Genomic DNA, 17685 nt, shown 5'->3' with positions numbered 1-17685 from the left:
GCAGGCTATCGCCGCGTCGCGTGCCGCTCGTGGCGGCGCCGCACCACCGGCCGGCGCGGCTCCCCGCGGCGGGCCTCGCCCGGCAGCGGCCGCGCGCTGGGCGCGATCGGGCGGTCCGGGTGCAGCTGCCACGGCACGAGCGCGAGCGTGACGCCGTGCACGAGCATCAGCTTGTGGCGGATCCGCGCCGACTTGTGGTTGTGGAGGATCCGCTCCCACCAGCGCAGGCCCACGTACTTGGGCGTGTAGACGGTGACGACCTCCGGGCCGTGCTCGGCGCGGTGCCGCTCGATGTGCTCGATGACGGGCACGGAGATGTCGCGGTACGGGCTCGGCGCGATGCGCAGCGGCACCCGGATGCCCGACTGCCGCCACGCCTTCTGCAGCCGCTTCGTGGCCTCCGGGTCGATGTCGGCGTGCACCGCCTCGAGCGACTCGTGCCGGGCGGCGATCGCGTAGTCGAGCGCCTTGAGGGTGGGCTTCGAGAGCTCGCCGACGAGCACGATCGCGTGGTCGCCCTTCGCGCCGAACTGCGTCGTGCGGTCGGCGGCGATCTCGTCGCGCACCCGCCCGTAGTAGCGGTGGATGCGGAACATGAGCCACCACAGCACCGGGCCGATGAGGAACACGAGCCAGGCGCCGTGCGCGAACTTCGTCACCGTCACCACCACGAGCACCGACGACGTGCAGACCGCCGAGACGAGGTTGATCGCGAAGGGCACGGGCTGGAACTCCGACCGGCGCTTCGAGCGCAGGAGCCGCCGCCAGTGCACGACCATGCCGATCTGGCCGAACGAGAACGAGACGAAGACGCCGATGATGTACAGCTGGATGAGCGCGTTGAGGTCGGCCTGGAAGGCGAGGACGAGCAGCGCGGCCCCGAGCGCGAGCAGGATGACGCCGTTCGAGTGCACGAGGCGGTCGCCGCGCGTCTGGAGGCTCTTCGGCGCGTAGCCGTTCGCGGCGAGCACGCTGCCGAGGAGCGGGAAGCCGTTGAACGCCGTGTTGGCGGCGAGCATGAGCACGAGCGCGGTCGCGATCGTGAGCAGGAAGAAGAGCGGGCTGCCGCCGCCGAAGACCGCGGTGCCGAGCTGCGCGATGACCGACTGCTGCGGCACGCTCGCGCAGTCGGCGTAGCCGACGAGGTCGCAGGGGTCCTCGGCGTAGTGGACCTTGGCGATGACGCCGAGGGCCGTGATGCCGGCGAACAGGGTCATCGAGATGCCGCCCATGAGCAGCAGCGTGATGCGGGCGTTGCGCACCTTCGGCTGCCGGAACGCGGGCACGCCGTTCGAGATCGCCTCGATGCCCGTGAGGGCCGAGCAGCCGGAGGCGAACGCCCGCAGGAGCAGCAGGGCGAGGCCCGCCTGCGTGAGCGGGTCGCCCTCGACGGCGTAGCCGCTCGACTCGGCGACCGGCGGATCGCCCAGCGCCGTGCGCACGAGGCCGGTGCCGATGAGCAGCACGACGGAGCCGATGAAGACGTAGGTGGGGATCGCGAAGGCCGTGCCGGACTCCCGCACGCCGCGCAGGTTCGCGGCGGCGAGCAGCGCGATGAGGGCGACGGCCAGCTCGACGCGGAACGGGCCGAGGGCGGGGAAGGCCGAGATGACGTTGTCGACGCCGGAGGCGACCGACACCGCGACGGTGAGCACGTAGTCGATGAGCAGCGCGCTGCCCACGACGAGCCCGGCGCGCGGGCCGAGGTTGCGGTGCGCGACCTCGTAGTCGCCGCCGCCGGAGGGGTAGGCGCGGACGAGCTGGAAGCTGCCGGCGACCACGATCGCGATGAGGCACAGCACGCCGAGGGCGACCCACGGCGCGTGCGCGAGCACGGCGAGGCCGCCGATCGTGAGGATGAGGAACATCTCCTGCGGGCCGTATGCCACGGAGGAGAGGGCGTCGCTCGCGAAGACGGGCAGCGCGATGCGCTTGGGGAGGAGCTGGCCGTCTGCGCGGTCGGACTCGAGGGGCTTGCCGAGGAGGATGCGCTTCGGCGAGAACGCGTTGGTCACGGCGGATGAGCGTACGCCTGCGCGCCCCCCGCGCCGTCGACACACCGGAGCCGGTTCCCTCGAGCTTCGCCCACGACGCTTGACGTTGACGCAGCGTCAACCTCTAGCGTCATCGGCATGGAGTGGTCGATCCAGCGCATCGCGAGGCTCGCCGGCGTCTCGAGCCGCACGCTACGGCACTACGGCGCCGTCGGCATCCTGCCCCCGTCCCGCACGGACGGCGGCGGGATGCGCTGGTACGACGAGGCCTCGCTCGCGCGCCTGCAGCGCATCCTGCTGCTGCGCGGGCTGGGGGTCGGCATCCCCGCGATCGCCGACAGCCTCGAGCGCGCCTCCGACGAGGAGGCGCTCGCGACGCACCTCGCCGACCTCGAGCGCGAGGCCGACCGCATCCGCAGGCAGATCCGCGCCGTCGAGCAGACGCTGCGGGCACGAGAGGGAGGAGCCGCCATGACGGCAGAGGAGGCGCTCGACGGGTTCGACCAGGGCCGGTACGAGCAGGAGGTCACGGAGCGCTGGGGCGCGGACGCGTGGCGCAGCGGGCAGACCTGGTGGCAGGGCATGTCGGACGACGACCGGCGCGCCTTCGGGCAGGAGCACCTCGACATCGCGGCGGGCTACGCCGCGGCGCGCCAGGCGGGAGAGGACGTCGGGTCCGAGCGCGTGCAGGCGCTCGCCGCGCGGCACTACCGCTGGATCGGGGCGGGCTGGCAGACGGCCGAGCCCGACCTCGACGCGTTCGCCGGGCTCGGCGAGATGTACGTGGCCGACGAGCGGTTCGCCGCGAACTACGGCGGCGCAGACGGCGCGGCGTACGTGCGCGACGCCATGCGCGCCTTCGCCGACGCGCGTCGCGGCTGAGCCGCGGCGCCGACCCGGTCGGCCGGCCCCCGCATCCCGCCCGGATGCGGGGGCTGGCCCCCATAGGGGGCGCACACCCGGCGATGGGAGGATCGACGGGTGCATCTGCTGTCGCTCGCGAGCCTGAAGAACCGTGCCCTCATCGCCCTCGCGACGCTCTGCATCGCCGTGTTCGGCGGCGTGGCCCTCACGAGCCTCAAGACCGAGCTGACGCCCGAGCTCGAGCTGCCCGCGGTGGTCGTCACGACCACCCTGCAGGGCGCGAGCCCCGAGATCGTCAACGCCGACATCACGACCGCGGTCGAGCGGGCCGTGCAGGCGGTGCCGGGGCTCGAGGGCACGAGCGGCACGTCGTCGACCGGCGTCAGCACCGTGGTGGCGCAGTTCACGTACGGCACGAACATCCCCACCACCGAGCAACGGGTGCAGCAGGCCGTCAACCGGATCCAGGGGCAGCTGCCGGCCGAGGCTGACACCACCGTGCTCACCGGCTCGATCGCCGACTTCCCCATCCTGCGGGTCGCCGTCTCCGGGCCCGGCGACACGGCGGCGCTCGTCGACCGCATCGAGACGACCGCGGTGCCGCAGCTCGAGCGGGTGGAGGGCGTGCGCGCCGTGCAGCTGCAGGGCGCGCCCGGTCAGCGCATCACCATCGACCCGGACGACGCGGCACTCGCGGCACAGGGGCTCTCGCGCCAGGACGTCTCGGCAGCGATCGACGAGAGCGGCCAGCTGCTGCCGGGCGGCACCGTCGACGAGGGCGACCAGACGCTGAGCGTGCAGATCGGCGAGCGGCTCGGCTCGGTCGACGACGTCGCCGCGCTGCCGCTGACCGCATCCACGACCATCGGCGACGTGGCCGATGCGGCGCTCGCGGAGGACCCCGCGTCGTCGATCGCGCTCGTCGACGGCGAGCCGGCCATCATCCTCTCGATCACGAAGACCCAGGCCTCGAACACCGTCGACGTCTCGCACGCCGTCGGCGAGCTGCTGCCCGCGCTGCAGGCCGAGCTCGGCGAGGGCGTCGTGCTCACGACCGTGCTCGACCAGGCGCCCTACGTCGAGCAGTCGATCGAGGCGCTCGCGGTCGAGGGCGTGCTCGGCCTCATCTTCGCCGTGCTCGTCATCCTCGTCTTCCTGTGGTCGGTGCGCTCGACGATCGTCACGGCGGTCTCGATCCCCGTCTCGGTGCTCATGACGTTCATCGGCATGTGGGGGAGCGGGTTCTCGCTCAACGTGCTCACGCTCGGCGCGCTCACCATCTCGATCGGCCGCGTCGTCGACGACTCGATCGTCGTCATCGAGAACATCAAGCGGCACCTCACGTTCACGCCCTCCCGCGCGAGGGCGATCATGGACGCCGTTCGCGAGGTGGCGGGCGCCATCACCGCATCGACCGTCACGACCGTCATCGTCTTCCTGCCGCTCGCGTTCGTCAGCGACATCACGGGCGAGCTGTTCCGGCCCTTCGCCCTCACCGTCTCGATCGCCCTGCTCGCCTCGCTCGTCGTCGCGCTCACGATCGTGCCCGTGCTCGCGTACTGGCTGCTGCGCCGGCCGAAGGGCGCGCCCGAGCAGGCGGAGGATGCGCCGGAGCACGCCGAGGAGCCCATCGCCGCCCAGGGCGCCGCTGCGCTCGCGAGCGTGCGCCCCGACCCGCGGCCGTGGCCGCTGCGGCTGCTCCCGCGCCGCGACGCCGACGCGCCGGTGGTGCCGGCCTCCGCTGCCGCGGCGCCCGCCGCGCACGAGGAGGAGCGGCCCGACCGGCTGCGCCGCGCCTACCGGCCCATCCTCGCCTCGACGCTGCGGCATCCGGCGCTCGTGCTCGTCGGCGCCGTCGCGATCCTCGGCGCCAGCGTCGCCGCCGCGCCGCTGCTCGCCATCAACTTCCTGGGCGACGACGGCCAGACCTCGGTGCAGGTCTCGCAGGACCTCGAGCCCGGCGCCTCGCTCGACGCGCAGCTCGCCGCCGCCGAGGCGCTCACCGACGACCTCCGTGCGCTCGACGGCGTCGAGACCGTCTCGGCCACCGTCTCCTCCGGCGCCGCGTCGTCGTTCGCGGCCTTCGCGGGCGGCGGTGGCGGCGGCATCTCGTACTCGGTGATCGCGGCCGACGGCACCGACATGCCCGAGCTGCGCGAGCGCATCCGCGAGGCCTCCGAGGGCGCCGAGGGCGACGTGACGGTCGGCCAGTCCGCCGGCCTCGCGGGCGGCGACATCGAGGTGCAGGTGCAGGCGCCGACCCCCGAGGCGCTCGAGGCGGCCACCGACGACGTCGCGGCCGCGATGGCCGACGTCGAGGGCGTCGCGCAGGTGGCCGACTCGCTCGAGGGCGCGCAGCCGCTCGTGCAGGTCGCGGTCGATCGCGAGCTCGCCGCGGGCCTCGGCCTCAGCGAGACCGCCGTCTCGGGCCTCGTCGCGCAGGCGATGCAGCCGACGCCCGTGGGCGACATCCAGCTCGAGGGCTCGATCGTGACGATCTACCTCGACGCCATCGCGCCCGCCGCCACGCTCGACGAGCTGCGCGAGCTCGAGCTGCCCACGCCGGAGGGGCCGCTGCCGCTCGCCGACGTGGCGGAGGTGACGGAGGTCGAGGGGCCCGTCTCGATCGAGACGAGCGACGGCAGCCGCACCGCGACCGTCACCGTGACGCCCGATGCGGCCGACGTCGGCGGCGTCTCGAGCGGCGTGCAGGAGGCGCTCGACGGGCTCGAGCTCGACGAGGGCGCGACCGCGAGCGTCGGCGGCGTCGCCACGCAGATCACGGATGCGTTCACGCAGCTCGGCATCGCCGCGCTCGTCGCGATCCTCCTCGTCTACGTCGTCATGGTCGCCACGTTCAAGAGCCTCCTGCAGCCGTTCCTGCTGCTCGTCTCGGTGCCGTTCGCCGCCACGGGCGCGATCGCGATGCAGCTGCTCACGGGCGTGCCGCTCGGCGTCGCCTCGATGGTCGGCGTGCTCATGCTCGTCGGCATCGTCGTCACGAACGCGATCGTGCTCGTCGACCTCGTCAACCAGTACCGCGACCGCGGGCTCGGCGTGCGGGAGGCGCTCGTCGAGGGTGCCGAGCGGCGCCTCCGTCCCATCCTCATGACGGCGGCGGCCACGATCTTCGCGCTCATCCCGATGGCGGCAGGGCTCACGGGCCACGGCGGCTTCATCTCGCAGCCGCTCGCGATCGTGGTGATCGGCGGCCTCGTGTCGTCGACCATCCTCACGCTCATCGTGCTGCCCGTGCTCTACCTCGTCGTCGAGGGCGCCATCGAGCGCCGCCGGGTGCGGCGCGGCGGCGGCACCAGGGCGGAGCGGCGCGGCGAGCTGGCCGCGGCCGCTCGGGGCGGGGCCGGCGGAGGCGCGGCCAGCCGACGCTGACCTGGCTCCCAGGGCGCTCCAGCGGGCCCGTGCTTCGATGCTTGCTGGCGCACAGAGCGGGAACCGATCGGGAGGTGGCGCGCATGCCCAGCTTCCTCATCGTGCACTCCGCTTCCCCGGACGGCAGGTTCGACGCATACCGGCAGCCGCCGTCGCTCGCCGTCGGCGCGCTGCGCGCGACCCTCGACTGGGGCGACATCACGCTGCAGGTGCCCGCGGGCGACATCCCCGTGACGATCTTCGCCACGCGCACCACCGGCCAGGTGGAGGGCGCCACCATCACCGTGCGCGTGCCGCGCGGCACAGGCACGAGGCTCACGTTCGTGCCGCCGCTGCAGCCCGGCGGGCGCGCGCAGCTGCGGATCGACGGCCAGTGGCCCGCCGACTCCTCGATGGTCTACTACGCGGCCCGCGACGGCCGCGTGCTCGTCGCGCCGACGCCCTCGGTCGCGCAGGCCGTCGTCGCCGCGGCACCGCCGCCGCCCGGGCACGTGCCGCCCGTGCTGCACTCCGCGCCGCCGGTCGTCGTGTCGCCGCTGGACGCCGCGGCCGCGTCGCACCCGTTCGCGTCGCAGCCCGTGGAGGCATCCGCGCCGCCGGCCGCAGCCTCGTCGGCGGCGCCGCCCGCCGCATCCGCATCCCCGGAGCACGACCTGCGCGTCGTCGGCACCCCGATCGTCCAGCCGTCGCCGCCGCTCCCCGCCGTCGGTCCCATGCCCGGCTCCACCGCCTCTGTGCCGCCGCAGGGCTCGAGCTTCGGGCAGCAGCAGGGCGCACGCATCGATCCCGTGCGCGTGGACCCCGTGCTGCACGGTGCGCCGTCGATCGCCGGCCAGCGGGCGCAGCACGACGTCTACGGGCGACGGATCGCGGGCGACGGCACGGCCGCGCTCATCCCGACCCCCGCCGAGTTCGACCGGCTCGAGCGCGAGGCGCACGAGGCGCAGGCGCGCCAGCACGAGGCGTGGCTCGCGCAGCAGGGGCATCGTGCCGGCGCCACGCCCGCCCGTCAGGACGGCATCCCCGCGCCGATCGGGCTCGCCCCGGGCACGCCGTCGCAGCCCCGCCAGGACTGGTACCCCGACCCCTACCGGCGAGCCGAGATGCGCTGGTTCGACGGATCGCGCTGGACGTCGTCGGTGCTGCGCGGCGGCCGCCGGGAGCACGACCCCCTCGGCTGACCCTCGCGCCCGCGCGCCCCGTGCCGTACCCTGGACGGGTCGGCTCGGGACAGGCGCAGCGTGCGCCGCATGGAGTGTCGCCGCGGCCGGAGATCCCGCGAGCACCCTCGCGGTTGACCGATTCCCCCGCGATGCAGGCGGGACGACCATGCGCGGGCACGACTCGCGCGCGATGTGAGATCAGCGATGCCACGACCTGACGAGCGCCCTCGGGGCGCCCGACGACCGAACGACCGCACCGACCGCCCCGGCTCCCGCAGCCCCGGGCACCGCGGGTACCGCGACGAGCAGCCCTCGAAGGGCCGCTGGAACCGTGACGACCGCGACCGCCGCGAGGGCGGCGACAGCGGCGCCTCGCGACGCCCCAACTGGGTGCCGCCCGAGGAGCGGAACCGCGACCGCGGTCGCGGCCCGGCGTTCCGCTCGCGCGGCGACGCCCGCGGCGGGCGCGACCAGCAGCGCGACGACCGCCTCCACCGCGGCGACCGCCCCCGCGGCTTCGACCGCGCTCGCGACGAGCACCACGGCCGCGGCCGCGCCGACGAGCGCGGCCCGCGCCGCGACGACCGCTTCGGCGACCGTCCGCGCCGGTTCGAGGACCGCGACGAGCGCCGCTCGGACGACCGCGCTCCGCGCCGGGACCTCGGCGACCGCGGCCCGCGTCGGGACTTCGGCGACCGCGGCCCGCGCCGGGACGCCGATGACCGCGCGCCGCGTCGCGACGTCGACGACCGCGGTCCCCGCCGTGACCTCGGCGACCGGGGCCCGCGCCGGGACGACCGCTTCGGCGACCGCCCGCGCCGCTTCGAGGACCGCGACGAGCGCCGCTCGGACGACCGCGGCCCGCGTCGGGACTTCGGCGACCGGGGCCCGCGTCGGGACTTCGGCGACCGCGGCCCGCGTCGGGACGACCGCTCCGGCGACCGCCCGCGCCGCTTCGAGGACCGCGACGAGCGCCGCTCGGACGACCGCGGCCCGCGTCGGGACTTCGGCGACCGGGGCCCGCGCCGTGACTTCGGCGACCGCGGCCCGCGCCGTGACGACCGCTTCGGCGACCGTCCGCGCCGCTTCGAGGAGCGCGACGAGCGCCGCTCGGACGACCGCGGCCCGCGTCGGGACTTCGGCGACCGCAGCCCCCGCCGCGACTTCGGCGACCGCGGCCCGCGTCGCGACTTCGGCGACCGCGCCGGCGGCGAGCGCCGCGACCGCTTCGAGGAGCGCCCGCGCCGCGACCGCGACGAGCGCCCCCGCCGCGACAGCACCTACTACCCGTCCACCGACTCCAAGCCCTTCGAGGTCAAGGAGGACGTGGTGCTCGAGCGCCTCGAGGCGCAGGCGACGGCGGCCGCCGACGTCGAGGGCGTCACGTTCGCCGACCTGGGCCTCGGCGCGGGCATCGCGGGCGCGCTGAAGTCGATGGGCGCCGAGACGCCCTTCCCGATCCAGGCCGCGACGATCCCCGACGTGCTCGCGGGCAAGGACGTGCTCGGCCGCGGCCGCACCGGCTCCGGCAAGACCATCGCGTTCGGCTCGCCGATCGTCGAGCTGCTGCTCCGCAACCGCCCCGAGCGCCGCGAGATCGGCCGCCCGCCGCGCGCCCTCATCCTCGCGCCCACCCGCGAGCTCGCGCAGCAGATCAACCACACCGTCATGGGCGTCGGCCGCGCCGTCGGCATCTTCACGACCGTCATCGTGGGCGGCGTGCGCCAGGGCATGCAGGTGGAGTCGCTGCGCCGCGGCGTCGACATCCTCATCGGCACGCCCGGCCGCATCGAGGACCTCGTCGAGCAGGGCGTGCTCAACCTCGGCGCGATCGAGATCGCCGTCGTCGACGAGGCAGACCACATGTGTGAGCTCGGCTTCCTCGAGCCCGTGCAGCGCATCCTGCGCCGCACCCGCCCGGGCAGCCAGAAGCTGCTCTTCTCGGCGACGCTCGACTCGGAGGTCGCGACGATCGTGCGCGAGTTCCTGCCCGAGCCGTCGGTGCACGAGGTGGCCGGCGAGGACCAGGCGACGTCGACGATCGACCACCAGGTGCTCGTCGCCGACCGCTACGACAAGGACGCGGTGCTCGAGCAGATCGTGCGCAACCCCGGCCGCATCGTGGTGTTCACCCGGACCCGCGCGTACGCGGAGCGGCTGCAGGAGCAGTTCGTCGACGCGGGCGTCGCCGCGGTGAGCCTCCACGGCGACCTCACGCAGGCGCGCCGCAACCGCGCGCTCGAGAAGCTGCGCCGCGGCAAGGTCGACGTGCTCGTCGCCACCGACGTCGCCGCCCGCGGCATCCACATCGACGACGTCGCGCTCGTCGTGCAGGCCGATCCGCCGGACGAGTACAAGACGTACCTGCACCGCGCCGGCCGCACGGGACGCGCCGGCAACGACGGCCGCGTCGTGACCGTGATCGCCCCCGCGCGCCGCAAGCGCATGCAGCAGCTGCTCGAGCGGGCCGAGATCGAGGCGCCGATGCTCCCCGTCGCCCCTGGCGACGACCTGCTCGACGCCCTCACCGCGATCGACGTCCCGGAGGCCGTCGAGGCCCCCGCCGTCGAAGCCCCCGAGGCGGACGCCCGCGAGGCGGCGGCCGCTGCGCCGGAGGCGACGGAGGCCGAGGCGCCCGAGCGCGACTGACCCGGCGCGCTCGACGGAGGCCCACCCCCGCGCGGGTGGGCCTCCGTCGTCGCTGCGCGCGCCGGGACGGCCGCCCGCTCCGACGCACCCCGGCGCCGCGCATCGTGTGTGGTCACGAACGGCCCTCCGCGGGGCTCGATGAGGGCCACAGGCGACCACCCGCCGAGCTGCGCAGCGTGCTGTGGTCACAAATGGCCCTCTTCGGGGCGCCGAGAGGGCCACACGTGACCACTCCTCCTCAGCGCGGCCAGCAGCGAGGCGGCGCAGCGAGCGGTCGGCTGAATGCGGTTGCACAGGCCAGGGGCGTAGCGTGCACGCATGCGCATCGTCGTCATCGGCGGATCCGGCCTCGCGGGCTCGGCCATCGTCCGGTCCATCGGCAGACGCGGCGAGACGGCGGTCCCCCTCTCGCGCTCGGGCAAGGCGATCGCCGGCGCCCCGGGCGTCGCGGCCGACATCGTCTCGGGCGAGGGGCTCGATGCGGCGCTCGAGGGCGCCGACGCGATCGTCGACGCCTCGAACTCGCGCAACCCGCTCGACCTGCGCCCCTTCACCGTGGGCGCCCGCAACGTGGTCGAGGCCGCGGAGCGCGCGGGCGTCGAGCGCGCGGTGGTGCTCTCGATCCTCGGCGTCGACCGCTCGAAGCTCTCGTACCACCGCAAGAAGCTCGAGCAGGAGGACGTCTACCGGGCGTCGTCGCTCGAGACGGTCGCGGTGCGCGCGGCGCAGTTCCACGACTGGTCGGTCGACATGTTCGAGGCGGGCGCCGCGCTGGGCGCGATCCCGGTGATGCTCGGCGGCCGGCTGCAGCCGGTCGACGTCGCGGAGGTCGCCGAGCTGGTCGCCGCGGAGGCGATCGACCCGTCCGGCAAGGAGATCGTGCCGATCGCGGGGCCGCAGGTGCGGGTCTCGCGCGACCTCGCGAAGTCGTGGCAGGTCGCCACGGGCGCGCGGGGCCTCATCGTCAACGGACCGTTCCCGCCGTCGCTGCTCGACTACGTGCGCTCGGGCGCCAACCTCACCGAGGAGCGCACGGGCCGCGTCACCTTCGAGGAGTGGCTCGCGCGACGCCGCTGAGCCGCGCCGACCGAGCCGCGCTGAGCACGCGCACCGTGCAGGCGATCGCCGACGAGGCGGTGCGCGCGCACGGCGTGCCGGGCGTCGTCGCCGCGATCGCCGCGCCGGACGACGATGCCGACGGCGATGCCGGCGGCGAGGAGGTCGGCGTCGCGGGGGAGCGGCGGATCGGCGGCGGCCCGATGGAGCGCGGCACCGTGGTGCGGATCGCCTCGGTGACGAAGCCGATCGTCGCGGCCGCGGCGCTCGTGCTCGTCGACCGCGGCGTGCTGCGCCTCGACGACCCGGTGACGCCCTGGCTGCCCGAGCTCGCGAGCCCGTCGGTGCTCCGCGCGCCCGACGGCCCGCTCGACGACGTCCGACCCGCCGAGCGCCCCATCCTCGTCGAGCACCTCCTGGCGCTCCGCGGCGGCCTCGGCTTCACGCCGGCCTTCGGCTCGCCGCTGTGGCAGGCGCTCCTCGAGCTCGGGCAGGGGCCGCCGGACCCCGCGGCCGCGCTGCCGCTCGACGACTGGCTCGCGCGCATCGCCGCGCTGCCGCTCGCGCACGAGCCGGGCGAGGGATGGACGTACAACACCGGCCTCGACCTCGCGGGCGCGCTGCTCGCGCGGGTGGCGGGCACGAGCCTCGGCGCCGTGCTCGACAACACCGTGCTCGCGCCGCTCGGGATGCGCGAGACAGGCTTCCGCCTGCGGCCCGACCAGGTGCCGCGCGCCGCGGCGTCGTACCGCGCCGAGGGCGACGGCCTCGTCGAGATCGACCCGCCGGACGGTGCCTGGGCGCGCGAGCCGCGCTTCGAATCGGGGGCCGGCGGCCTCGTCTCGACGCTCGACGACCTGCTGTCGTTCGGCCGGATGCTCGTCGCCGGCGGGCGCGCGGGCGACGGCTCGCAGGTGCTCTCGGAGGCCTCGCTCGGCCGGATGCTGACACCCGGCCCGCCGACCGACCCGACGGATCCGTTCCTCGAGGGCCAGTCGTGGACGCTCGGCGGCGCCGTCGACGTCGTCGAGCGGCACCCGTGGGAGGTCCGTGGCCGCTACGGATGGGTCGGCGGCAGCGGCACGGCGCTGTACGCCTATCCGCGCTCGCGCCGGGTGGCGGTGTGGCTCACACAGCGGGAGCTCGCGGGCCCGGACGACGCCGAGCGCCTCGGCCCGCTCCTGGCGCTGGCGGCGGAGCGCGAGCGCGCTGCGTGAGCCATCCCCATCCGGGTCCGCGCGCGGCGCGCCGGGTGGGCGGCCGCGCCTAGGGTGGATGCGCCGATGGATGCGCGAGCGGAGGGGCAGGCGTGACGGACGCGAAGCACGACGAGTGGGCGCCGCCCAGCGACCACGACGCGCCCGACGCCTTCGACGACTGGGGCGCGTACGACGTGCCAGACGACGGCTGGGTGCCGCCGTCGGACGCCGACGCCCCGGCAGCGGCCGGCGCGCCCGGTGCCGGCTCGCGCGGTGCCGGCGCACGCGGTGCCGGCGCCTCCTGGGCGTCGCCGCGCGGCGGCGCGCCGCGGGCCCCCGGCGTCGCCGCCTCGGCGAAGGCCGCGACCCCGCTCGAGGCGCTCACTCGCGTGTGGGGCTACGACGCCTTCCGCGGGCAGCAGGCCGAGATCATCGACGAGGTCGTCGCGGGCCGAGACGCCGTCGTGCTCATGCCCACCGGCGGCGGCAAGAGCCTCTGCTACCAGGTGCCGTCGCTCGTCCGCGAGGGCACGGGCGTCGTCATCAGCCCGCTCATCGCCCTCATGCACGACCAGGTCGACGCGCTCGAGCAGCTCGGCGTGCGCGCCGCCTACCTCAACTCCACGCAGTCGATCGACGAGCGCCGCGACGTCGAGCGCCGGCTGCTCGCGGGCGAGCTCGACATGCTCTACCTCGCGCCGGAGCGCCTGCCCGTCGCGCAGGCGCTGCTCGACGCCGCGCCCATCGCGCTGTTCGCGATCGACGAGGCGCACTGCGTGAGCCAGTGGGGCCACGACTTCCGGCCCGACTACCTCTCGCTCTCGATGATCGGCGAGCGCTGGCCGGGCGTGCCCCGCATCGCCCTCACGGCGACGGCGACGGTCGAGACGCGCGCCGAGATCGTCGAGCGCCTCGGCCTGCACGACGCGCAGGTCTTCGTCTCGAGCTTCGACCGCCCCAACATCCAGTACCGGATCGCGCCGAAGCAGGACGCGAAGGCGCAGCTGCTGCGCATCATCCGCGACGAGCACGACGGTGCCGCGGGCATCGTCTACTGCCTGTCGCGCCGCTCGGTGGAGCAGACGGCCGCGTGGCTGCGGCAGCAGGGCGTCGACGCGGTGCCGTACCACGCGGGCCTCGACGCCTCGATCCGCGCCGCGAACCAGCGCCGGTTCCTGCGCGAGGACGGCGTCGTCGTCGTCGCGACGATCGCGTTCGGCATGGGCATCGACAAGCCCGACGTGCGCTTCGTCGCCCACCTCGACCTGCCGAAGTCGGTCGAGGGGTACTACCAGGAGACCGGTCGCGCGGGCCGCGACGGCGAGCCGTCGACCGCGTGGCTCGCGTACGGCCTGCAGGACGTCGTGCAGCAGCGCCGCCTCATCGCCGACGGCGACGGCGACGCGCAGCGCAAGCGCAACCAGACGATGCACCTCGACGCGATGCTCGCGCTCTGCGAGACCGTCGAGTGCCGCCGCCAGCAGCTGCTCGCCTACTTCGGCCAGCCGAGCGAGCCGTGCGGCAACTGCGACACGTGCCTCTCGCCGCCCGATGCGTACGACGGCACCGTGCCCGCGCAGAAGCTGCTCTCGACGATCGTGCGGCTGCAGCGTGAGCGCCGGCAGTCGTTCGGCGCCGGGCACCTCGTCGACATCCTCGTCGGCGCCGACACCGAGCGCATCCGCCGCTTCGGCCACGACGAGCTCGCCACCTACGGCATCGGCCGCGACCTGCCCGGCCCGCAGTGGCGCGGCATCGTGCGCCAGCTGCTCGCGCAGGGCCTGCTGCGGGTGCAGGGCGAGTACGGCGTGCTGGCCATCACCGACCAGTCGTCGGCGGTGCTCGCCGGCGAGCGGCCCGTGCGCCTGCGCCACGAGGCCGCGCAGCCGGTGCGCGCCGCGAAGCGCTCCGCCTCGACGCTCGAGCTCGACGACGCGCAGCAGGCGACGTTCCAGTCGCTGCGCGCGTGGCGGGCCGAGACGGCGAAGGAGCAGGCGGTTCCCGCGTACGTCGTCTTCAACGACAAGACGCTCGCGGCGATCGCCGAGCGCCGACCGGGCTCGCTCGTCGAGCTCTCGACGATCTCGGGCGTGGGCGAGTCGAAGCTCGAGCGCTACGGCGAGGCGGTGCTCGAGCTGCTCGCGCGCTAGCGGGGCAGGCCGTTGATCGCGATGCCGAGGGCCATCGGGATGGTGAAGGCCACCGCGCGTGCATCGAAGCGTCCCTGTGAGCGCACCCGCCCGCCTGCCAGAAGCCGGTCGTGCGAGGATCGAGAGGACGGGCAGGAGGATCCGATGAGCGACAGCGTGCGCCTCGACGCATGGATCTGGGCCGTCCGGATCACGAAGACCCGATCGGCCGCGACCGCCGCCTGCCGCGGCGGCCACGTGAAGGTCAACGGGCTGAGCGCGAAGGCGGCGCAGCCGGTGCGGATCGGCGACGAGGTGCGGGTGCGCATCGCCGGCTTCGACCGCATCGTCGAGGTGCGGCAGCTGCTCGTGAAGCGCGTGAGCGCGCCCCTCGCGGCCGCCGCGATCGAGGACCGCACCCCGCCGCGGCCCGACCCCGTCGACGCGCAGATGGTGCCGCGGCGCGACCGCGGCGCCGGGCGCCCGACGAAGCGCGAGCGGCGCGAGCTCGACCGCCTCCGCGGCCGCGACTGACGCGCAACGCGCCGCGGTGCGCGGTGGAAGTCGGCCCTCAGGTCGCGGGCGGCACGAGCAGCATCACGAGCGCCGGCACGAGCACGAACGCGCCGATCACGAGCGCCGTGATCCCGAACGTCAGCATCGCCGAGCCGCGGCCGCCGTCCGGCCCCCGACGACGCCCGCGCACGAGCAGCACGATCCCGAGCGCGATCGCTCCGCCGCCCAGCAGCAGCACGACCGCCGCGAGCACGCCCTCCACCGCCTGTGCATCCATGGCGGCGACGCTACGCCCGCCACCGGAGCGGCGCCTGGCAGGATCGCAGCATGGAGGCCATCGACGCCCTGCTCGACATCGACGCCGTGCTCTCGGAGCGCGAGCGCACGATCCGCGACCGCGCCCGCGCGCTCGTCGACACCGAGGTGCGCCCGCGCATCGCCGACTGGTGGGAGCGAGGCCACGTGCCCACCGAGCTGCTGCCGGCGCTCGGCGAGGCGGGCCTGCTGGGGCTCGGCATCGAGGGGCACGGCTGCCCGGGCGGCTCGGCGGTCGAGGCGGGCCTCGCCATGCAGGAGCTGGAGGCCGGCGACTCCGGCGTCCGCACCATCGTGAGCGTGCAGGGCTCGCTCGCGATGACGGCGATCGCCCGCTTCGGCGACGACGCGCAGCGCGAGGCGTGGCTGCCGCGCATGGCGCGCGGCGCGGCGATCGGCGCGCTCGCGCTCACCGAGCCGCACTCCGGATCCGACCCCGGCTCGATGCGCACCACGGCCCGGCGCGACGGCGGCGACTGGGTGCTCGACGGCGCGAAGCGCTGGATCGGGCTCGCGACCGTCGCCGACGTGCTCGTCGTCTGGGCGCGCACCGACGAGGGCGTGCAGGGCTTCCTCGTGCCGGCCGACGCCCCTGGGGTCACCGCGACGCCCATCGAGCCGAAGCTGTCGATGCGCGCCTCCGTGCAGTGCGACGTGCGGCTCGACGGCGTGCGGCTGCCGCGCGAGGCGGCGCTCCCGGAGGCACGGGGCCTCCGCGCCGCGTTCACGTGCCTCGACCAGGCGCGCTACGGCATCGCCTGGGGCGCGATGGGCGCCGCGCGCGACGCGCTCGAGGCGGTGCTCGCGCTCGTGGGGGAGCGGGAGGCGTTCGGTCGCCCGCTCGCCGGCTTCCAGCTCACCCAGGCGCGCCTCGCCGACATGGCCGTCTCGCTCTCGCAGGGCCAGCTCCTCGCGCTGCACCTCGGCCGCACGAAGGACGCGCGGGGCCTCCGCCCCGAGCAGGTCTCGCTCGGCAAGCTCGCCAACGTCCGGGCGGCGCTCGCCATCTGCCGGGAGGCGCGGGCGCTCGCCGGCGGCGACGGCATCACCCACGCGCAGCCCGCGATGCGGCACGCGGCCAACCTCGAGAGCGTGCGCACCTACGAGGGCACCGACGAGGTGCACCAGCTCGTGCTCGGCCACGCGCTCACCGGCATCGCCGCGTTCCGCTGAGCCGGGGCGGTCGGGCCGCGACCACATCGAACGGAAAGCGGTGCGGGCGCGGCGCGCTGGCTAGGCTGGACGACGATGTCTCACGCAGTGTCGCCCCAGATCGCCCGTTCCTGGCTCCTCGTCCCCGCCTCGAAGCCGGAGCTCTTCCAGATCGCGCAGGAGAGCGAGGCCGATGCGATCATCATCGACATCGAGGACGCCGTCGCCGCCAAGGACAAGGCGCAGGCCCGCGAGGAGACCGTGCGCTGGCTGTCGAGCGGCCACCGCGCCTGGGTGCGCATCAACGACGCCGCGAGCGAGTTCTGGAGCGGCGACTGCGCCGCGCTCAAGGACGTCCCCGGCCTCGAGGGCGTCATGCTCGCGAAGACCGAGTCGTCGAGCCACGTGAACGACACCGCCGACCGCCTGCCCGAGGGCCTGCCGATCCTCGCGCTCGTCGAGACCGCCCGCGGCCTGCAGCACGTGGCCGAGATCGCGAACGCGCCCTCGACGTTCCGCATCGCCTTCGGCACCGGCGACTTCAAGCGCGACACGGCCACCGGCGAGGACCCGATCGCGCTCGCGTACGCGCGCTCGCAGCTCGTCATCGCCTCGCGCGCCGCGCGCCTCCCCGCGCCCATCGACGGCCCCACGCTCAGCCAGGACGCGCTGCCGGAGGGCACGCGCCTGGCGAAGGAGATGGGCATGTCGGGCAAGCTGTGCCTCACGCACACGCAGGCGCCCACGATCAACGCGGGCCTCGCGCCCAGCCCCGAGGACGTCGCGTGGGCGCACGGCTTCGTGAGGGCCTTCGAGGAGTCGGGCGGCAAGATCACCGACGGCTCCGACCTGCCGCGCCTCGCCCGCGCGCAGAAGATCCAGGCGCAGGCCGCCGACTTCGGCATCGAGGTCGACGCGGCCTCGCTCGCGAACCTCAACTACTGACGGCACGCAGAAGGCCGGGCGGTCCTCCGCCCGGCCTTCCGTGTCCGTGGGCGCCGTGGCGCCGGACGATCAGCGGAACGCGTCGCCCGCGTCCTTCGCGGCGTCCTTGACGTGCTCGCCCGCCTGCTTGGCGTTCGCCTCCGCCTGGTCGCGGCGGCCGTCGGCCTCGAGGCGCTCGTTGTCGGTCGCGTCGCCGATGCCCTCCTTGGCCTTGCCGACGCCCTCCTGGGCTGCGTTCTTGATCTTGTCGTCGAGACCCATGGGTCCTCCTCTGATCGTCTGCTCACCGGGCGGTCTGCCGCGGCGCACGGGT

The 17685-nt window shown here is 75.0% G+C and carries 13 protein-coding genes; 10 read left to right on the top strand and 3 right to left on the bottom strand.

Annotated elements, in window-relative coordinates; genetic code table 11:
• Positions 1 to 5: 5 nt before the first annotated feature.
• Complete coding sequence (locus IEW90_RS12565; RefSeq protein ID WP_188718613.1) at positions 6 to 2015, bottom strand: APC family permease; 2010 nt, start codon at positions 2013 to 2015, stop codon at positions 6 to 8.
• A 117-nt stretch (positions 2016 to 2132) separates the two neighbouring features.
• On the opposite strand from IEW90_RS12565, the gene IEW90_RS12560 reads away from it, so the two are divergent.
• From IEW90_RS12560 to IEW90_RS12525, 8 genes are all read left to right on the top strand, one after another.
• Complete coding sequence (locus IEW90_RS12560) at positions 2133 to 2876, top strand: MerR family transcriptional regulator (protein WP_188718612.1); 744 nt, start codon at positions 2133 to 2135, stop codon at positions 2874 to 2876.
• Between the two features lie 99 nt (positions 2877 to 2975).
• Positions 2976 to 6248 (top strand): efflux RND transporter permease subunit, encoded by a 3273-nt coding sequence (locus IEW90_RS12555; protein ID WP_188718611.1) that lies wholly within the window; start codon positions 2976 to 2978, stop codon positions 6246 to 6248.
• 83 nt (positions 6249 to 6331) lie between these two features.
• Positions 6332 to 7429 (top strand): DUF2510 domain-containing protein, encoded by a 1098-nt coding sequence (locus tag IEW90_RS12550; RefSeq protein ID WP_188718610.1) that lies wholly within the window; start codon positions 6332 to 6334, stop codon positions 7427 to 7429.
• Between the two features lie 186 nt (positions 7430 to 7615).
• A complete protein-coding gene (locus IEW90_RS12545) occupies positions 7616 to 10060 on the top strand; it encodes a DEAD/DEAH box helicase (protein WP_188718609.1) in 2445 nt (814 codons plus the stop codon).
• Between the two features lie 318 nt (positions 10061 to 10378).
• The gene (locus IEW90_RS12540) at positions 10379 to 11137 is read left to right on the top strand and encodes an SDR family oxidoreductase (protein WP_188718608.1); all 759 of its coding nucleotides are present in this window, start codon (positions 10379 to 10381) and stop codon (positions 11135 to 11137) included.
• Positions 11116 to 12333, top strand: coding sequence for a serine hydrolase domain-containing protein (locus tag IEW90_RS12535; RefSeq protein WP_188718607.1), 1218 nt, complete (start codon positions 11116 to 11118; stop codon positions 12331 to 12333). The genes IEW90_RS12540 and IEW90_RS12535 overlap by 22 nt, the downstream gene beginning before the upstream one ends.
• 92 nt (positions 12334 to 12425) lie before the next feature.
• Positions 12426 to 14465: a DNA helicase RecQ gene (gene recQ, locus IEW90_RS12530; protein WP_373284774.1), complete on the top strand. Its 2040-nt coding sequence runs from the start codon at positions 12426 to 12428 to the stop codon at positions 14463 to 14465.
• A gap of 144 nt (positions 14466 to 14609) precedes the next feature.
• On the top strand, positions 14610 to 14978 hold the full coding sequence (locus IEW90_RS12525; protein ID WP_188718606.1) for an RNA-binding S4 domain-containing protein: 369 nt from the start codon (positions 14610 to 14612) through the stop codon (positions 14976 to 14978).
• Between the two features lie 37 nt (positions 14979 to 15015).
• Here IEW90_RS12525 and IEW90_RS12520 read toward each other — a convergent pair whose 3' ends face one another.
• The gene (locus IEW90_RS12520; RefSeq protein WP_188718605.1) at positions 15016 to 15237 is read right to left on the bottom strand and encodes a hypothetical protein; all 222 of its coding nucleotides are present in this window, start codon (positions 15235 to 15237) and stop codon (positions 15016 to 15018) included.
• A 50-nt stretch (positions 15238 to 15287) separates the two neighbouring features.
• Between IEW90_RS12520 and IEW90_RS12515 the strand changes: the two genes are divergently transcribed.
• Both IEW90_RS12515 and IEW90_RS12510 read left to right on the top strand, forming a co-directional pair.
• Positions 15288 to 16448 (top strand): acyl-CoA dehydrogenase family protein, encoded by a 1161-nt coding sequence (locus IEW90_RS12515; protein ID WP_188718604.1) that lies wholly within the window; start codon positions 15288 to 15290, stop codon positions 16446 to 16448.
• 75 nt (positions 16449 to 16523) lie between these two features.
• Positions 16524 to 17372 (top strand): HpcH/HpaI aldolase/citrate lyase family protein, encoded by an 849-nt coding sequence (locus IEW90_RS12510; protein WP_188718603.1) that lies wholly within the window; start codon positions 16524 to 16526, stop codon positions 17370 to 17372.
• 69 nt (positions 17373 to 17441) lie between these two features.
• Here the strand turns inward: IEW90_RS12510 and IEW90_RS12505 are convergent, their stop codons facing one another.
• Complete coding sequence (locus IEW90_RS12505; protein ID WP_188718602.1) at positions 17442 to 17633, bottom strand: CsbD family protein; 192 nt, start codon at positions 17631 to 17633, stop codon at positions 17442 to 17444.
• Positions 17634 to 17685 lie beyond the last annotated feature (52 nt).

Source organism: Agrococcus terreus (genome assembly GCF_014645235.1).
Taxonomy (GTDB): Bacteria; Actinomycetota; Actinomycetes; order Actinomycetales; family Microbacteriaceae; genus Agrococcus; species Agrococcus terreus.
Note: the sequence above shows the minus strand (reverse complement) of the source record. Positions and strands in the feature narration are given on the sequence as shown.